Source organism: Jeotgalibaca sp. A122, assembly GCF_052266715.1.
In the GTDB taxonomy this organism is placed as follows: Bacteria; Bacillota; Bacilli; order Lactobacillales; family Aerococcaceae; genus Jeotgalibaca.
Map to the genome: position 1 here is coordinate 176,401 of NZ_JBQPRB010000004.1, position 15,933 is coordinate 192,333.

16 protein-coding genes and 2 tRNA genes are annotated in these 15,933 nt (G+C 42.1%); 4 read left to right on the forward strand and 14 right to left on the reverse strand.

All coding sequences use genetic code 11. The annotated features are described in order from the left end of the window. Positions 1–17: 17 nt before the first annotated feature. Both ACTU7M_RS06405 and cdaA read right to left on the reverse strand, forming a co-directional pair. Positions 18–1,049, reverse strand: coding sequence for a CdaR family protein (locus ACTU7M_RS06405; protein ID WP_443473559.1), 1,032 nt, complete (start codon positions 1,047–1,049; stop codon positions 18–20). Then, complete coding sequence (gene cdaA / locus ACTU7M_RS06410) at positions 1,046–1,888, reverse strand: diadenylate cyclase CdaA (protein ID WP_443473560.1); 843 nt, start codon at positions 1,886–1,888, stop codon at positions 1,046–1,048. The genes ACTU7M_RS06405 and cdaA overlap by 4 nt, the downstream gene beginning before the upstream one ends. Before the next feature lie 135 nt (positions 1,889–2,023). Here cdaA and ACTU7M_RS06415 point away from each other — a divergent pair, with 135 nt between their 5' ends. After that, the gene (locus ACTU7M_RS06415) at positions 2,024–2,641 is read left to right on the forward strand and encodes a DUF975 family protein (RefSeq protein WP_443473561.1); all 618 of its coding nucleotides are present in this window, start codon (positions 2,024–2,026) and stop codon (positions 2,639–2,641) included. A 48-nt stretch (positions 2,642–2,689) separates the two neighbouring features. Here the strand turns inward: ACTU7M_RS06415 and ACTU7M_RS06420 are convergent, their stop codons facing one another. The 5 genes from ACTU7M_RS06420 to ACTU7M_RS06440 all read right to left on the reverse strand — a co-directional run bounded on the left by ACTU7M_RS06420 (position 2,690) and on the right by ACTU7M_RS06440 (position 5,704). Continuing rightward, a complete protein-coding gene (locus ACTU7M_RS06420) occupies positions 2,690–3,322 on the reverse strand; it encodes an FMN-dependent NADH-azoreductase (RefSeq protein ID WP_443473562.1) in 633 nt (210 codons plus the stop codon). A 242-nt stretch (positions 3,323–3,564) separates the two neighbouring features. Next, a tRNA-Gln gene (locus ACTU7M_RS06425) sits at positions 3,565–3,635 on the reverse strand. Between the two features lies 1 nt (position 3,636). Continuing rightward, positions 3,637–3,720 (reverse strand) — tRNA-Tyr (locus ACTU7M_RS06430). An 88-nt stretch (positions 3,721–3,808) separates the two neighbouring features. After that, positions 3,809–5,398 carry an ABC1 kinase family protein gene (locus ACTU7M_RS06435; protein ID WP_443473563.1) on the reverse strand — a complete coding sequence of 530 codons (1,590 nt, stop codon included), beginning with the start codon at positions 5,396–5,398 and terminating at the stop codon, positions 3,809–3,811. 24 nt (positions 5,399–5,422) lie between these two features. Continuing rightward, on the reverse strand, positions 5,423–5,704 hold the full coding sequence (locus ACTU7M_RS06440) for a phasin family protein (protein ID WP_443473595.1): 282 nt from the start codon (positions 5,702–5,704) through the stop codon (positions 5,423–5,425). A 122-nt stretch (positions 5,705–5,826) separates the two neighbouring features. Here ACTU7M_RS06440 and ACTU7M_RS06445 point away from each other — a divergent pair, with 122 nt between their 5' ends. Beyond that, positions 5,827–6,411 (forward strand): ECF transporter S component, encoded by a 585-nt coding sequence (locus ACTU7M_RS06445; protein ID WP_443473564.1) that lies wholly within the window; start codon positions 5,827–5,829, stop codon positions 6,409–6,411. Here the strand turns inward: ACTU7M_RS06445 and ACTU7M_RS06450 are convergent, their stop codons facing one another. Together ACTU7M_RS06450 and ACTU7M_RS06455 are read right to left on the reverse strand one after the other, a co-directional pair. Further along, on the reverse strand, positions 6,412–7,023 hold the full coding sequence (locus tag ACTU7M_RS06450; protein WP_443473565.1) for a TVP38/TMEM64 family protein: 612 nt from the start codon (positions 7,021–7,023) through the stop codon (positions 6,412–6,414). It lies immediately after the preceding gene. A gap of 122 nt (positions 7,024–7,145) precedes the next feature. Then, on the reverse strand, positions 7,146–8,342 hold the full coding sequence (locus ACTU7M_RS06455; protein WP_443473566.1) for a M20 metallopeptidase family protein: 1,197 nt from the start codon (positions 8,340–8,342) through the stop codon (positions 7,146–7,148). A gap of 180 nt (positions 8,343–8,522) precedes the next feature. Between ACTU7M_RS06455 and ACTU7M_RS06460 the strand changes: the two genes are divergently transcribed. Then, positions 8,523–9,722 carry a hypothetical protein gene (locus ACTU7M_RS06460; protein WP_443473567.1) on the forward strand — a complete coding sequence of 400 codons (1,200 nt, stop codon included), beginning with the start codon at positions 8,523–8,525 and terminating at the stop codon, positions 9,720–9,722. Positions 9,723–9,818: 96 nt separating this feature from the next. Further along, entirely contained in the window at positions 9,819–10,016 is a 198-nt protein-coding gene (locus ACTU7M_RS06465) for a hypothetical protein (protein ID WP_443473568.1), read from the forward strand. Positions 10,017–10,064: 48 nt separating this feature from the next. Here ACTU7M_RS06465 and ACTU7M_RS06470 read toward each other — a convergent pair whose 3' ends face one another. The 5 genes from ACTU7M_RS06470 to ACTU7M_RS06490 form a co-directional block, all read right to left on the reverse strand. Beyond that, on the reverse strand, positions 10,065–11,162 hold the full coding sequence (locus tag ACTU7M_RS06470) for an NADH-dependent flavin oxidoreductase (protein WP_443473596.1): 1,098 nt from the start codon (positions 11,160–11,162) through the stop codon (positions 10,065–10,067). A 114-nt stretch (positions 11,163–11,276) separates the two neighbouring features. Beyond that, the gene (locus ACTU7M_RS06475) at positions 11,277–12,494 is read right to left on the reverse strand and encodes a M20 metallopeptidase family protein (RefSeq protein WP_443473569.1); all 1,218 of its coding nucleotides are present in this window, start codon (positions 12,492–12,494) and stop codon (positions 11,277–11,279) included. After that, entirely contained in the window at positions 12,482–13,477 is a 996-nt protein-coding gene (locus ACTU7M_RS06480) for an ABC transporter ATP-binding protein (protein WP_443473570.1), read from the reverse strand. Before ACTU7M_RS06480 ends, ACTU7M_RS06475 begins: the two co-directional genes overlap by 13 nt. Beyond that, positions 13,434–14,531, reverse strand: a complete 1,098-nt coding sequence (locus ACTU7M_RS06485) for an ABC transporter ATP-binding protein (RefSeq protein WP_443473571.1) — start codon at positions 14,529–14,531, stop codon at positions 13,434–13,436. The genes ACTU7M_RS06480 and ACTU7M_RS06485 overlap by 44 nt, the downstream gene beginning before the upstream one ends. A gap of 21 nt (positions 14,532–14,552) precedes the next feature. After that, positions 14,553–15,932, reverse strand: coding sequence for a M20/M25/M40 family metallo-hydrolase (locus ACTU7M_RS06490; protein WP_443473572.1), 1,380 nt, complete (start codon positions 15,930–15,932; stop codon positions 14,553–14,555). Position 15,933 lies beyond the last annotated feature (1 nt).

Sequence of the window (15,933 nt, forward strand, 5' to 3'; positions counted from 1 at the left end):
ATGTATCCTCGAAATTTTTATCTATTATTTGTAGTATTTGTAGTCTGGTTTGTACGGTCCGAAGTTGCTTCTGTCTCCGTGGTCTTAACAGTGACATTCACTTCAACTTGGTTTGGAGTTACTTCTGTGCCCATAATATCTAATGGTACCACATTTGCTGTCACAACTGAAGTCGTACGAATATTACTGATATCAACCTCGGCAACCACTTCATTCACATCAGCCAATAGCTTTTGATTCCCAGTCAACGTTACATTCTCCGTACCTGCCAGGCTTAACTCATACGTACGACCAGAAACCGGTGTCCCTTTTTGGACTAAACGAATAGGGACTGTTTTTTCATATGGTTCAATTGGAATTTCCACGTCTATTTCTTGTGGTTCCACAACAACATTTAATTTATTGCGGGCTTCATCTTCTACTTGAACGACAAGCGTCGCATTAATTGAACTTGTCAGTTCGTTTTCAGAAGGGACACGCACATAAATACGATCGATTCGGTCAATCGTAGATGTTGGTCCTGTTATAATTACCGACTCTCGGCTTAAAATCGGATCTTTTGCAACATAAGAATCGTCTACCGAATTAGTATCGAACACAACCTTTATCGGACTCTCAATTGTTACTTTCTCTTCAATTTGAACATTAATACGCGATGGTACAATTTGATAGGTCAATTCTTCCGATAAGTTTTCTACCCGTAATTGAACAGTATGCCTTCCCGGACCAAGTAAATCCAAGTCTTCCGTAACGATATTAAAATCGCTGGCGGATAAAGTTTGAACAATGACACTTTCTGGACCCGAGACGTTAAGCATCACCGTTTCCGGTAGACCGGAAATAAAGTAACGATCTGTGTCCATATTTATCTGGATTGGTAAATTAGAAATTGTTTCACTTCGCAACGTGCTGATTGCATCATTTCGGTTTGTTGTACTCAACCCATAGTTTTCTGAATAAACATAACTAAACAGGAGAATGGAAACGAGTAAAGAAGTCAATCGAACTATCCAGACATTCTCAAATAAATCCTTGTTTTTTTTACTCATTTGGGATTCCCCCATTTCAAATTATCCAGGAATTCTTGTACCAAATTCGGTTTCTCTTCTTCATCTTCGTCCATAACAAGCTGATCAGTTAAATAAGCAACAAAATCCTCTCGCGTCATATCCCGGTACAAACGATTCTGGTGTGCAATACTGATGCCACCAGTCTCTTCGGAAACGATAATGGTCAATGCATCTGAAATTTCACTTAACCCGATTGCTGCCCGATGTCTTGTCCCTAATTCTTTGGATATCAAGGGATTCTCCGACAGAGGCAAATAACCGGCAGCGGAAGTGATTTTAAAATCTTGAATGATGACTGCACCGTCATGCAAGGGCGTATTGGGTATAAAGATGTTTATCAATAACTGATTAGAAACATCTCCACCTATTTGTATACCCGTGTGTGCATATTCATCCAAAAGATCATTCAGTTCAATTGAAATTAAAGCCCCGATTTTACGCCTTGCCATGTATTGGACCGCTTTGTCGATTTCCTGGATAAAATATTCAGAAGTTCGAACCCGTCGATTTGCTCGATTCCGAAAACCCGTTTTACCAAGATGTTCCAAGCCGCGTCGAATTTCAGGTTGGAAAACGATGATAACCGCAACTACGCCCCAACGAATGATTTGATTAATAATCCAATCAATCGTGCTCAGATTCAAGAGAACAGCCCCCATCTTAATAAGGACAATGACCAGAACGCCCTTTAAAAGTTGAATTGCCCGAGTTCCCTTAAGTATGGTGATTAATTTGTTAATTAAGTACCAAACAAGCATGATATCAATGACATTCGTGAGGTTTTGCCAGCTTAGTATATTGTCAAAGTCAAAGTTCATATACAAGACCACCCCTACTAGTAAGATCTGCTTAATTATATCATAACAGTTTATTAGAATAACCCATCATCAACAAACTTTTACAAATTCAGGGGTTTCCTATACAATATTGTTATATAAAAAGGGAGTGGTTACTTGAATCGGAAAACATTAAAAAAGCAAGCTAAACATGATGTACGTAACAATTATTTACCTTGGCTTTTGGTTGCTCTTATTTCTATTTTTATTATTTTTTTCCAGAGTTATTCGCAGTTTGATAACTATGATTCATCCTCACTGATCGGTAAAAATACGCAGATTCAGATTCGGATTCAGTGGTTAAATATTTTTGAGCTTATTTTTTTAGTTCCCCTTAGTCGTTTGGCCATTCACTTGAGCATCGGTTCATTTAATAATGTGAAAGAAAGTATGTTTAAGAACGAACGCTGGTTGCGCGACATAGGTGCCATGCTTTTGGTGGGACTCTACACCTTTCTCTGGACATTATTGTTGGTTATTCCGGGCATCGTCAAGGCCTATTCCTATTCTCTGGTTCCGTATATTCTAGCCGAAGATGATTCCATCACCATCACCCAAGCGATTGACTTGTCCCAACGTCTGACGGATGGCTATAAATGGGACTTGTTCGTGATGGATTGGTCTTTTATATTGTGGGACCTGGCGGCTTCTCTCACATTTGGCCTGGTCGCCTTTTACTCGGTCCCTTATCAAAAAGCAACCTGGACACGCTATTACTTAGCACTTTCTAGATAAATAAGTGAAAAAAGGCAAGCCTCGTAAATTAACGGGCTTGCCTTTTGATTATTTAGATAAAAGTTGAGCTGCTTCTTTAACGCGTTCCAAACCTTCAGCAATGATTTCTTCTGCTTTGTCAGGTTGTGCGTTATGTCCTTCAATAACGACTTCAGCAATAATTTCTTGACCAAAAACTCCGCCAAATACATTACGTAGGTAGTTTACACTCATGTCCATCGCCTGTGTTTCTATTGTTGAGTAGATGCCACCACGTGCGTTTAATAAAATAACTTTTTTGTTCGGTTGTAGTTGAACCATGTTGCCCTCAGCGTCATATTTGAAAGTGAAACCACCTGCAAATACGTAATCGATGAATGTTTGTAAACGTGCTGGAATTGTTAAGTTCCATAATGGGAATGCAATAACGATAACATCAGCTTCTGTAAATGCTTCGCGTGCTTTATTGTTTGCTTCTAATACAGCTTTTTCAGTTTCGGTTAATTGGCCACCAATTGCGCCTTTACCAAAAGCGTTAAATAGGTCTTGACCGATATAAGGCATATCTTCTTCAAAAATATCATAAATACGTACATTCAAGTTTTCTTTATTTTGTACCTCATTTAAAAATGTTTCATACATACGGCTTGAAACACTATCTGCTGCTGGACGGTCATTTGCTTTAATTAATAATACGTTCATAATGTATTGTCCTCCCGGGGAATAATTTCGCTTACTTTTAGTATAGTACATTATTCACAAGCTTTTATCAATAGCCTGGATTAAGAAATTTCAAATTGGAATTATTTAATCACAGAAACACCGTGGAGTGTGGCGTTCGGATAATATTTTGCTAGCCATCGCCGCATTTTCTCAAAAAAAGCGGCGATGAGGATTTTCGAATCTCCTCATCGCCGCACTCATTCTTATTATTCGATTTTGAACTGGGCTAGCTGGATTCGAACCAACGATGACGGAGTCAAAGTCCGTTGCCTTACCGCTTGGCTATAGCCCAATGGTGGAAGGGGGCAGATTCGAACTGCCGAACCCGAAGGAGCGGATTTACAGTCCGCCGCGTTTAGCCACTTCGCTACCCTTCCCTTAATCCGTAAATTACGGACTTATCCATCTTAAAATAGGTCTGGATATTTTTCAATTATATTCAACCATTTTTAATGATATTCTCATTTACAAATTACCCGAGCGGAATATCGAGTAAAGAAGCCAAATACCAAACAAACCTGAAACGACGAAACCAGTTTGCCCCAGCAACTGTCCGCCTTCTGTAGAAGACATGAAAGAGGAAGATAGTAATAATCCTACAATGATGATGGCCATGACGACCCGGTTCGACATTTTTTTTACGTCCGCCCACTTTTCGTCCAGATCATCCGTATCGATATTCAAACGCAAACGACCATTGATGATTTGTTTCAGGAGCGTAGAAATATTTTCCGGCATTTCACTGACGTCTTTTAGGACGGTATACCCTTTACCTAAAACCTTCTCTTTTTCAAATCTTTCTAGTAAGGTATAGACATTAATGTTTTCAGCCAAATACTCTTTTGCGGTCCGAATTAAATTCAAATCTGGTGCCAAATCCAAATAAACGCCTTCCAGGATTGAAAGTGCCTTGGCTAAAATCGTCAACTCACTGGGAATCACCATGCTATGGCGTTTAAACATTTTAATGAAGTCTATTAATGCTTCGGATATGCGCACATTTTGCATATCTGAGGTCAAATAAACATCAAAGATGTATTCCAAATCACGGTATAGTTTACGTTTATCCATGGGCATACTTGGCGTTGCAATCTTCAAAGCAGACTTGACCATCATATCGAGATCCTGTAAAGCCAAAGCTTCTATTAGACGATTGAGTTCTAGCCTTAAGGTTTCACTCAATTTCCCCATAATACCGAAATCAATGAAATAGATTTTGCCGTCTTTAATAATCATATTCCCCGGATGAGGATCGCCATGGAAATAGCCATCCTTAAAAATTTGTTTTAAATAGGAAAGAATCAATTTTTGACTGATATCTTCCATATCATAACCAAGCAATTCCAATTCATCCTTATTGGTTATCTTTGTTCCTTCAATATATTCTTCGACCAGAACTCTTCTTCTGGTCAAACCTTCATACACTTTAGGCACTGCCACGCAAGCTACACTCTTATTCTTTTCCTGGAACTCCACCAAGAGTTTTGCTTCATTACGAAAATCGAGTTCTATCATCGTTGCATCTTTCACTTGCTGGAAAGCTTCCTTGGGGTCAATAACATCGACAATCCCTTTCGGAATTAAATCACTCAAGCGAATCAAGATATCCAGATCCCGAATAAGTAATTCATCGATAACCGGGCGTTGCACTTTAAGAATAACCACTTCGCCCGTTCGCAACGTTCCTTTATGGACTTGGGCCATCGAGGCACTCGCTAACGGTTTTTCATCCAAATGCAAAAAGACTTCGCCCAAAGACAGTCCCGTGTCCTCAAGAAAAATGCGTTCCACCTCGGAAAATGGGAATTCTGGCGCACGATCTTGCAAGAGCGTCAATTCATCCACAAAAGCTTGCGGTAAAATATCTAGACGGGTAGAGAGAATTTGGCCGATTTTAATAAAGCTTGGTCCCAATTTTTCAAAAGCTTTGCGCAAATTAACTGCATCAATCTCAACAGCATCTGTCCGATTTTGAACTTTATGGTGGTAAACAAAACGAAATCCGTAATTTGAAAGGACCCGCACAATTTCCCGCAAGCGTTTGTCATCTGCCATTGTTCTCTCCCCCGCCTATTTCCATTATTTATTCAACAGCGCTTCCAATTTTGCACTTAAAGCATCTAATTTTTCATGTACTTCGTCAAGGTCTTCTTTTTTCGCATAGCCCAGGTCAGCTAGTTCGCTCTTTTGAATAGGGCGTTTGTCAGTGACTTTTCGCGTCAGTTCACTTTGTAGCTCTTTTCCTTCTTGAACGGTTACCCGCCCTTTTTCTACCATTTCATTAATCAGTTTCTCTGCTTTTTCCACAGACATAGAGGTCAGGCCAACACCAGCTAGAAATATTTTCTTCAATTCTTCCATCATTTTCCCTCTCCTTTATAAAAACTTTTAATCTAATTCTATTTTACCATAACTAAAATATCATTTGCGCCATGTAGTTAATCTGGTAAAATATAAGGAACATTTCAAAGGAGAATAAAACCATGAAAGAAAGCAAAAACAAAACCTATCGAATCGCCATTTTAGGAATTTTATCAGCTATCATCATCATTCAAAATTTTGTCCCGTTTCTTGGAAATATTCCGATTCCACCACTTAATCCAACCATTATTCAAATCACGGTTATCGTTGCTTCTTTTGTTTTGGGCATTAAAGATGGGATGATTGTCGGTGGGATTTGGGGATTGGTACGTATGTTAAAAGCCTATACCTTACCAACTTCTCCACTTGATTTATTATTATTTACCAATCCCATGATTTCTCTTATTCCCCGTATTCTGATTGGTTTAACTGCTGGATGGATTTTCCAACAATTCAATAAACGCGGGCAAGAAAAACGCGGTATGGTTATTGGAGCTGTCGTTGGTTCACTTACAAATACAATTTTAGTTCTCGGTTTTATTGCCCTGCTTTTTGGAGAGCAATACTCTGAGGCCTTGGGAATCAGCTCAGCTAATCTAATGGGTGCCCTGGCTGCCGTTGTAGCTACGAACGGGATTGCCGAAGCTGTCGCTTCTGCCATCATTGCACCTATTATCGCCAAAGCATTGATGAAAGTAAAACGCTGATCATAGTCCCAGGTAACGCATGAACCAATCAGTAATGGATGCCCCACCGATGCCATAAACAAAGAGTTTCAATGGTTTAGTCCAAAGGTAAATTTTCATGAACCGATTGAAAGTCATCGCCGTAATGCCAGCCAACATGCATAAAAAATCATCCGGAAAGCCAGGAAAAGCAAAAGCGACCCCCAGAAAAATATCAAATCGTTTTCCTTTGGTTAGAATGGCGTAATATTTTTGATAGGTTTCTTCTTGAACAAAAGCGCGGACAAACGTTTTTCCAAACCGACGGGCCAAGAAAAAGTTGGCTATCGACCCCAATGTCACACCGATGAAACTCAGGATAAACCCCCAAAGATTACCAAATAGTAAAGGGGCGATAATGAGAATAATCCCTCCCGGCACGATGGGATAGATCACTTGGGACATTTGTAAGAGGATAAATATAATGGGTCCCAAGATTCCCATTCTGAATATGAGGGCTTGTGTACCGGACAATATTTCATTATAGCCGATTTGATAGGTATAGTAAGCCAATCCAACGGATAAAAGGATGCCCATTACAGTGAATAGGCGAATAACATTGCGGTTGGTTTCAATAATCTGTTTTTCTGTCATCTTGGCTCACCCCTTTCTTTTTTCATTATAACCAACTGAAACCAGAATTGGTTGCGCCTTAAGTCCCATTTACATAAACTAAAAAAACCGACAGAAACTCTGTCGGTTTTTTTATCTGCTTATTAAAATTCATCCTGGCTCAAATATGCTAACGCATATTGGGCATATAATTCGGCACCAACTATCATAGCTTCTTCGTCAACATTGAAGCGCCCATGGTGATGTGGCCAAGTCGTGCCTTTTTCTTCGTTTCCGGCACCTACTAAAGCAAAAGCCCCTGTACATTCAGCCATGTAATAACCAAAGTCTTCTGCACCCATTGTTGGTGGCTCTGAATATAAATTATTTCTTCCAAAAGCATCTTCCGCTACTCTCTGAACGAGATGCGCTGTTCTTTCTTCGTTAACAACTGGTTCGGTCATTCGAATGTACTCGAACTCCACCGTTGCGCCGTTCGCTTCCGCCAAAGCAACTGCATATGCTCGCAATGTATCTTCAATCGTTTGACGGATATCATTATGGAAAGTCCGAACTGTTCCTTCCATATAAGCATCTTCCGCGATGACATTGAATCGTTGTCCAATCGTTGCTTTGCCGATTGTGACAACAGCTGGTTTCAATGGATCAACTTTACGTGAAACAATTGATTGAACATCAGTAATGAATTGCCCTGCAATCACGGCTGCATCGATAGTCAAATGTGGTGTTGCAGCATGGCCCCCTTTGCCCTTAAAGTGGACCTTAAAAATATCAGCAGCTGCGAACGATGGACCTACCGGACAAGAAACTTTCCCGGCTGGTCCCTGTGCCCAAATATGGATACCAAAGACATTATCAATACCGTCAATAGCTCCTTGCTCAATCATTTTTTTCGCACCTTCAGCAATTTCTTCCGCTGGTTGGAATAACAAGCGAACAGTTCCCGGAATATGCTCTCTCACACTGTTCAAAGCTTTAGTAGCAGCCAATAACATGGATGTATGTGCATCATGCCCGCAAGCATGCATTTTTCCTTCAGTGGTTGAACGATACTCTAAATCGTCTGATAATTCTTGCACGGATAATGCATCCATATCTGCACGCAAGGCAACTGTTTTGCCTGGTTTTCCGCCTACGATTTCTGCAATCAATCCGGTAGGTTCGGTCAGACGGTAGCTAACACCCCATGCATCCAATTTTTCAGCAACTTTTCGAGTCGTTTCTACTTCTTCAAAGGACAATTCCGGAAAACGATGTAAGTCCCGGCGAAAAGCAATCATCAGTTCCTCGTTTTCGTGAAGGAATTCTTTTATTGTTGTTTCAATAGCATTTTGTACCATACGATTAATGACCCCTTTTTAACCTTTTTTTAATCATGCTCCAATTTAGATTAAAGCGAATCCTTTTAAATGTCAAATGGTTATTTCTTTTTCATAAGCTAATGTAAATTGACGATTTACTTATATTATAATAAGATTAGAAGAAACATTTATACACAACTTTTATTTGGAGGTTCAATCATGAACAGTCTTTTGGCTTTAACAATCATTTTAGTCGTCTTCGCCATCGGTGATATGCTGGCGGTCAAGACGAAAAGTATCATTTCCATGCTCTTTTTCGCTTCTGTATTCTTTATAACTGCTTTTTGGTCCGGTTTGCCGACCACGATTTTTGCTGATTCTAATTTGCTTGCATTAGGACAGGTCATGATTACCATGCTATTGGTGCACATGGGAACTCTGTTGAATATTAAACAACTGAAAGAACAATGGAAAACGGTCATTATTGCCTTGTTAGCTATTGTCGGTGTTTCGGTCGGCATCGTCCTTTTGGGGTCTCCTATTATCGGGCTGGAAGCAGCATTGGTTGCTGCACCACCTGTTTCCGGGGGTGTGATTGCGGGAATCCAGATGGCTGAAGCCGCAAATTTCCTAGGACGTGAAGACTTGGCCGTTTTGGCCTCGTTGCTGGTTGTTGTCCAAGGTTTTGTCGGTTATCCATTGGCATCATTTTTCTTGAAGAAAGAAGCAACAATCGTCCGGGAACAATTTATTGCCGGAAGCCTTGCCCCCGTGCAGGCTGAAACAGCAACCGAAGAAAAGGTTGAAAAGAAAAAACTGTTCCCCCAAGCCCCTACTGCTTACGAGTCAAGCAACTATTTTCTGGCTAAGACAGCCTTGATCGCTTTACTCGCGGCTTACGTTGCCACCTGGATAAATGATGGTGTCGGGTTCCGTTTGATGGACGCAAACATCATGGCCCTATTGCTGGGAATTGTCTTCAGTGAATTGGGATTCCTTGATAATAACATTCTGGTCAAAGGTAATTCATTTGGCTTGGGAATGGCGGCTTTGACTTCGGTTATCCTGTCCACATTGGCAGCCGCCACGCCAGAAATCGTTTTTGGTCTTTTGCCGAGTATTTTGGTGGCACTTTGTTTTGGTTCTATCGGAATCCTGCTTTTCACATTTGTTGCAAGCAAAATTTTAAAAATGTCCATGTGGATGAGTTTTGGAATCGGCATATCCGCCTTGTTTGGCTTCCCGGGCACTTTCATCGTGTCACAGGAAGTTACCCAAGCTATCGGCACAACGGACGAGGAGCGCGATGCCATCCGGAATCACATTCTCCCTAAAATGCTGGTGGCGGGATTCGTCACTGTATCCATTGGTTCTGTCGTTTTGGCTGGAATCGCTGCATCCATCATCGCAGGCCTGTAACAGAATCGTAATCCCTTCTACTGACCATCTCGCTAGGAAACGCTTTCTTATAATGTTATAGTTAGGGAAAATAGAGCGAAAAAGGAGGTGGCAGAGATGCAAAACAGAGAAGATATTCCTAAAATTGTCAATCCCGTTCTTCATCCCGATGCCCTGGTTGATGACGAAGACTTAAAAAAAGAACCGACTGAAGAAGAAAAAGAAGCCGATGTTGTTCCGGAAGATTTTGAACATTTTAACCTCGACGCGGCCGACAAATTAGCAAAAAAAGATGAAGAAGATAAAGACAAATAAAATTGAACCGCCCTGCTCCAATTTCTTGGAGCAAGGCGGTTTCTCTGTTTATTCAAAGGGGAGCCATCCGGGACGACCATGCAGGTATTCCCACATCATATCGGGAATCACTAAATCCTCGCGATTTTCTTCGGAAATAGTGGCTAATAATTCTTTTCCTTTACGGATTTTCTCCACGCTATCCGGATCAACAATCAATTGGCGCCCGACAGCCACTAACGGTGCACCCATTTTCAATACGTGATTAATGTCTTCCGCTGACTTAACTTGTCCAACCCCTATTACTGGGATACGGTCGCCAATGTGTGTAATTATTTTCGAAAGGAGAGCCGTTTTATCCGTCTTATCCCGCATAGAGGATTGATTATAATGCCCCAATGAAACGTGGAGATAATCCAATCCCGTCTTGCCCAGTTCATCTAATAATAGCATGGTGTCATCCAACGTAATACCTGGCTCTTCTAATTCTTCTGGTGAGATACGGTAGCCTAGAATAAATGGTTTAGTTGCATGCTTAGTGATAGCTTTTTTTGCCACTTCTACTACGGCAAGAGGAAACGCCATCCTTTTTTCTAACGTTCCGCCCCACTGATCCTCTCTTCTATTTGAATGAGGAGAGAAGAATTGTTGGATTAAATAAGTATTGGCGCCATGCAACTCGACACCATCAAACCCGGCCTCGATGGCTCGTCTGGTGGCTTCTCCAAAAGCGTTTACCACTTCTTCAACCTCTTCTTCTTCCAGAGCACGTGGTTCTTCAGCCTTTTCACGTAAAGGCGCAACGGCACTGGCACTGACGGTTTGGAGCCCTTTCAATGTTTCCCGAGATCCCATCCTTCCCACGTGAAAAATCTGCAATATCGCTTTCGTACCGTTGTGATGAATGGTATCTGCAAGTTTGCGCAGACTCGGAATCATTTCATCGGACGCTGCACTTAAAGAGCCGGCAAAACGGCCATTCTCCATTACTTGGGCACAGGAGGTGATAACGGCGCCCAACCCTTTCGTACGACGTTTATAATAGGCTAGCTCGTCCGTTGTCAACATTCCGTTCACGAAGGATGAATTGGTTGTCATCGGCGCCATGATAATCCGGTTCTCAATCGTAACCCCGTTTGGAAATGTAAAAGGTTCAAACATTCTCATATCTCTTTGCTTCACTCTGATCGCTTCCTTTTTTCGTCTTTCCATTTATCATAGTATATCGCGACGCAAAAAGTCCATCATGTCGATTCACCAACACAATGGACTCTGTTACTTTTATTCTTTAATTAAATAATCATCTGCAATTGCCAGGAAGGCCTTACCTGCAACCAGCATCGCTTTTTCATCGATGTTAAAACGGGGATGATGGTGCGGAAAAGTTGCATCGTATTCAGGATTGAAAGCACCCACATTGAAGAAAGTTCCTGGACGAACTTTCGTGAAATAGCCAAAATCTTCACCGCCCATCGAAGGCTCACGTTCAACGACGCGTTCCTCACCAAATTTTTGTTTCATCAATTCCACAAAACGGGAGGTTTCTTCCGGATGATTATACACGGCATCATAACCACGAACATACGTTAACTCACTTGTTCCATGATACATGGAAGCAATGCTATCCGCCATGACAGCCATCTCTTTACGAATCGTTTCACGCGCTTCTTCATGATAAGTCCGGATCGTTCCCTTGATCAAAGCAGTATCCGCGATAATATTATTCGCTTCACCCCCCGCTTGGACAGTTGAAACAGTAACAACCGCTGGATGCAACGGATTAACAGCCCGACTTACCAAAGTTTGCAAGGCATCCACTAATTTTGTAGCAATAATGACGGAATCGACAGTCTCATGCGGATAAGCGCCATGTCCACCTTTTCCTTGAATGGAAATATTGAAAAAATCAGCTGCCGCCATGGCATATCCTGGTGTATAGCCAATCGTTTCTGCTTCCAGTAACGATTGAATATGTTGACCAAATACATAATCAACACCATCCATTGCACCGGCTTCGACCATGCTTTTGGCCCCTCCTGGCAAAACTTCCTCGGCATTTTGATGAATTAAAACGACATTACCATGTAATTCGTCAGCAGATTTGGCTAGTACTTGCGCCACACTCAATAACGTTGCCGTATGGGAATCGTGGCCACAAGCATGCATGACGCCTGGATTTTGGGACTTATAAGGCACATCATTTTCTTCATGGATACGAAGTGCATCAAAGTCCGCTCGGAAGGCAAGGGTCGGGCCTGGATAAGCACCAACGATTTTTGCCACGATTCCATAGCCATTGCCAACATTCTCCTGAATATCCGTAATGCCAAAAGAACGTAATTTATTGACAATATAAGCCGCCGTTTCTTTTTCTTCAAAGGAAGGTTCCGGATGCTGATGCAAATGGCGTCTCATCGCCACCGTTTCCGTATAATTCTCCTCCAATTCTTCTGCCCAACGTTCGTAAGTATTTGTTGCTGTCATTTTTACATGTTCCATGCCTTACCTTCTTTCTCGAAAGCTCGCGCTTGCGCAGTCATTTTCTCGTGTTTTTTTCTTAAAAAAGGAATTTCCTGTTTCTTGCAATAGACGTAATGTTCCGGTGCAATTTCATACAGTCCAACGTCGCTTTCGTTCTCATATTGGTGGAATGTTTCGTCGTAAGCAATACGTCGGCGCTGGCGCTCCTTAACTGGGTCAGGAAGCGGAACAGCCGACAAGAGAGATTCCGTGTATGGATGCAAAGGCGTTGTATAAAGAGCATCTGCCGGTGCAACTTCCAGCAACCGGCCGCCATTCATCACACCGATACGGTCACTGATGTACTTTACCATCGACAAATCATGTGCGATGAAAAGATAGGTCAGATTACGTTCTTCTTTCAGTTTGATAAGAAGATTAACAATCTGGGCCTGGATGGAAACATCCAGTGCCGATATTGCCTCATCTGCAATAATAAACGAGGGATCAACCGCTAAAGCTCGGGCAATCCCCACCCGTTGGCACTGGCCACCAGAAAACTCACGTGGATAGCGCGTTGCGTATTCGGGGTTCAAACCCACTAGCTCAAGTAGTTCAAAAACCTTCGCTTGTTTTTCAGCTTGTGTTTTTACCAAGCCATGCACTTCAAGTCCGCCACCAATAATTTCCATAACCGTTTTACGGGGATTTAATGATGCATAAGGATCTTGAAAGACCATCTGAACAGATTTGCGGAATGCTTGAAGTTCGCGCCGTTTTTTTACCGAGCTGATGTCGGTGCCATCAAATTTGATGGCACCGGAAGTGGCTTCCTGAAGTTTGGAAACCAGCTTCCCGGTCGTCGATTTGCCCGATCCGGATTCACCCACCAGACCAAACGTTTCACCTTCATAAATAAAAAAGGACAAATCATTCACTGCTCTTACTTCATTGGGTTTTCCTGCGTTGAAAAACTGATTAAGGTTGCTGACTTCCAGCAACTTTTTCTTTGTTTGTGCCATGAACGTTCGTCCCTCCTTTTAGGTTATCTTGATATAGTTTATAGCGACGTACAATTTCCGCAGGTGGTGTTACTGCCGGCGCCTCTGGATGCAGAAGCCACGTTGCCGCGAAATGGGTTTTGGAAACAGGAAAAACAGGTGGTTCTTCCTTGAAATCAATCGCCAATGCATAAACATTCCTTTCCGCAAACGCATCCCCTATTGGTGGATTGAGCATGTTTGGCGGTGTCCCTGGAATGGAATAAAGAGCGTTATCGACATTTTCAATCGTCGGCATGGATGCCAATAAGCCCCATGTATACGGATGTTGAGGATTATAAAAAATTTCGTCCACTGTGCCACACTCCACGATTTTACCCGCATACATAACAGCTACGCGGTCCGCCATATTGGCTACAACACCCAAATCATGAGTTATAAAAATAATGGATGTATCAATTTTATCTTTCAAATCATTCATGAGTTCCAAAATTTGCGCTTGTATTGTCACATCCAATGCAGTCGTCGGTTCATCGGCAATCAAGATTTTAGGCTTACAGGCCAGGGCGATTGCTATCATGACCCGTTGCCGCATCCCACCGGAAAATTGATGCGGATAGTGATGCATCCGATTTTCAAAGTCCTTCACCCCAACCATTTCGAGAAGCTCTTTGGCTTTTTCCAAAGCCTCCTCCTTAGAGGTCCGTTGGTGTTGGATAATCGATTCAGCAATTTGTTTGCCGACAGTCATGGTCGGATTCAAAGATGTCATAGGATCTTGGAATATCGTTGCTATTTCTTTTCCCCGGATGTCCTGCATTTTTGTGTCGCTCAACTTAAGTAAATCTTGTCCTAAATAGAGTATTTCGCCATTTTTAATCATCGTATTTTTCTTATCCAACAAACCCATGATTGCTTGCGTAGAGACCGATTTTCCTGATCCAGATTCACCCACAATCGCTAATGTTTCTCCTTTGTACAAATCAAAGTTAACACCTCTGACCGCTTGAACCTCCCCCGCATATGTACGAAATCCTATTTCCAGATTCTTTACTTCCAAAAGCTTTTTATGCATATCCTCACCTATTCCTTCTCTCTAACTGCCAAACACTTCCATCAAGGTCACCATATGTGCAATATTTTCGTAAAAATCTTCCAAACGAATATTTTCATTTGGGGCATGTGCGCCTGAATGGGCCCAACCTGCACCAACACCTGCGATCGGTAGGTGCAAATATTTTTCAAACAATTCACTCGGTCCTGTTCCCGCCATGCTTGGCGAAACGATGACCGGATTTTTATCACCATAAACTGTTTGCGCAGTTTGAACCACTGTCTGGATAAACGGATCTTCGACTGAGGTACGTTGGGCCCCTTCTGCCGCAATCATCGTTAAACGGACATCTTCAAAACCTTTTTCATCCAGATGGCGACGAACACTGTCGCGAACTTTTTCAGGACTTTGCCCCGGTACAAGTCGGCAATCCAGTTTCGCTTTAGCCGAACGTGGTAAAACCGTTTTAATGCCCGGTCCCGTGTAGCCACTGGAGAAGCCACATACGGTCATTGTTGGATAGAACGCCAACGCTTCTGTCGGAGTTACATCTGTGCCATCAGTAATGAATTTACCGGTCAATCCGTATTGTTCGACAACCTGGTCAGGTTCGAAAGGCAGGGTGGCTGCGGCTAATTTATCTTTTTCTGATAATGGCTGGATACCATCATGGAAGCCCTCAACCACGATTTCATTATTACTGTTTTTCATTGATTCCAAAGCGTGAATCAAACGCCATGCTGGATTATCCACAATCGCTGCCATGGAAGAGTGGATATCAATACTTGCTGTATCTACTTCTAAATCAAAGTAGGCGATGCCTTTCATACCGGCACTCACGACATAGTTTTCGTACTTATCTTTGGATCCCGCTTCCCAAATACATGCATCTGCTTTGAATAAATCCGCATACTTTTCAATATACCTTCCCAAATTGGGGCTGCCGATTTCTTCTTCTCCTTCCAATAAAAATTTCACGTTGCAAGGAAAGCCGCCTGCTTCTCTCAGTACTGAAAGAGCATTTAAGCGGGCCATGAAGTTGGCTTTGTTATCAGATACACCACGCGCATAAAGGACGCCATCGCTAACAGTTGGTTCAAAAGGCTCTGTTAGCCATTCTTCAAGTGGTTCGGGCGGTTGAACGTCGTAATGATTGTAGAAAAGAAGCGTCCGTTCACTATTCCCTTGAGGTGAAGCAGCGAAGAAGCCATATATAACTGGATTTCCGCCCAAGTCATCCAGGACTTGGACTTCTCCCCCCGTTTTTTCGATTAATGCTTTCACGTAGGCAACTGTTTCGGGAATTTGTCTGTTTGCTGTTGAAATAGACTCCAGACGTAAATAGTCTTCAAATTCTTCCATTCTTTTATGGGCCATTTCCTGAGCCGATTCAATAGCTGTTGTTTGATAGGTTCTTGTCATG

Excerpts from the sequence above, each read along its gene's own strand:
- ACTU7M_RS06405 (WP_443473559.1), bottom strand. The coding sequence starts at position 1,049 with ATGAGTAAAAAAAACAAGGATTTATTTGAGAATGTCTGGATAGTTCGA.
- cdaA (WP_443473560.1), bottom strand. The coding sequence starts at position 1,888 with ATGAACTTTGACTTTGACAATATACTAAGCTGGCAAAACCTCACGAAT.
- ACTU7M_RS06420 (WP_443473562.1), bottom strand. The coding sequence starts at position 3,322 with ATGAACGTATTATTAATTAAAGCAAATGACCGTCCAGCAGCAGATAGT.
- ACTU7M_RS06435 (WP_443473563.1), bottom strand. The coding sequence starts at position 5,398 with ATGGCAGATGACAAACGCTTGCGGGAAATTGTGCGGGTCCTTTCAAAT.
- ACTU7M_RS06440 (WP_443473595.1), bottom strand. The coding sequence starts at position 5,704 with ATGGAAGAATTGAAGAAAATATTTCTAGCTGGTGTTGGCCTGACCTCT.
- ACTU7M_RS06445 (WP_443473564.1), top strand. The coding sequence starts at position 5,827 with ATGAAAGAAAGCAAAAACAAAACCTATCGAATCGCCATTTTAGGAATT.
- ACTU7M_RS06450 (WP_443473565.1), bottom strand. The coding sequence starts at position 7,023 with ATGACAGAAAAACAGATTATTGAAACCAACCGCAATGTTATTCGCCTA.
- ACTU7M_RS06455 (WP_443473566.1), bottom strand. The coding sequence starts at position 8,342 with ATGGTACAAAATGCTATTGAAACAACAATAAAAGAATTCCTTCACGAA.
- ACTU7M_RS06460 (WP_443473567.1), top strand. The coding sequence starts at position 8,523 with ATGAACAGTCTTTTGGCTTTAACAATCATTTTAGTCGTCTTCGCCATC.
- ACTU7M_RS06465 (WP_443473568.1), top strand. The coding sequence starts at position 9,819 with ATGCAAAACAGAGAAGATATTCCTAAAATTGTCAATCCCGTTCTTCAT.
- ACTU7M_RS06470 (WP_443473596.1), bottom strand. The coding sequence starts at position 11,162 with ATGAGAATGTTTGAACCTTTTACATTTCCAAACGGGGTTACGATTGAG.
- ACTU7M_RS06475 (WP_443473569.1), bottom strand. The coding sequence starts at position 12,494 with ATGGAACATGTAAAAATGACAGCAACAAATACTTACGAACGTTGGGCA.
- ACTU7M_RS06480 (WP_443473570.1), bottom strand. The coding sequence starts at position 13,477 with ATGGCACAAACAAAGAAAAAGTTGCTGGAAGTCAGCAACCTTAATCAG.
- ACTU7M_RS06485 (WP_443473571.1), bottom strand. The coding sequence starts at position 14,531 with ATGCATAAAAAGCTTTTGGAAGTAAAGAATCTGGAAATAGGATTTCGT.
- ACTU7M_RS06490 (WP_443473572.1), bottom strand. The coding sequence starts at position 15,932 with ATGACAAGAACCTATCAAACAACAGCTATTGAATCGGCTCAGGAAATG.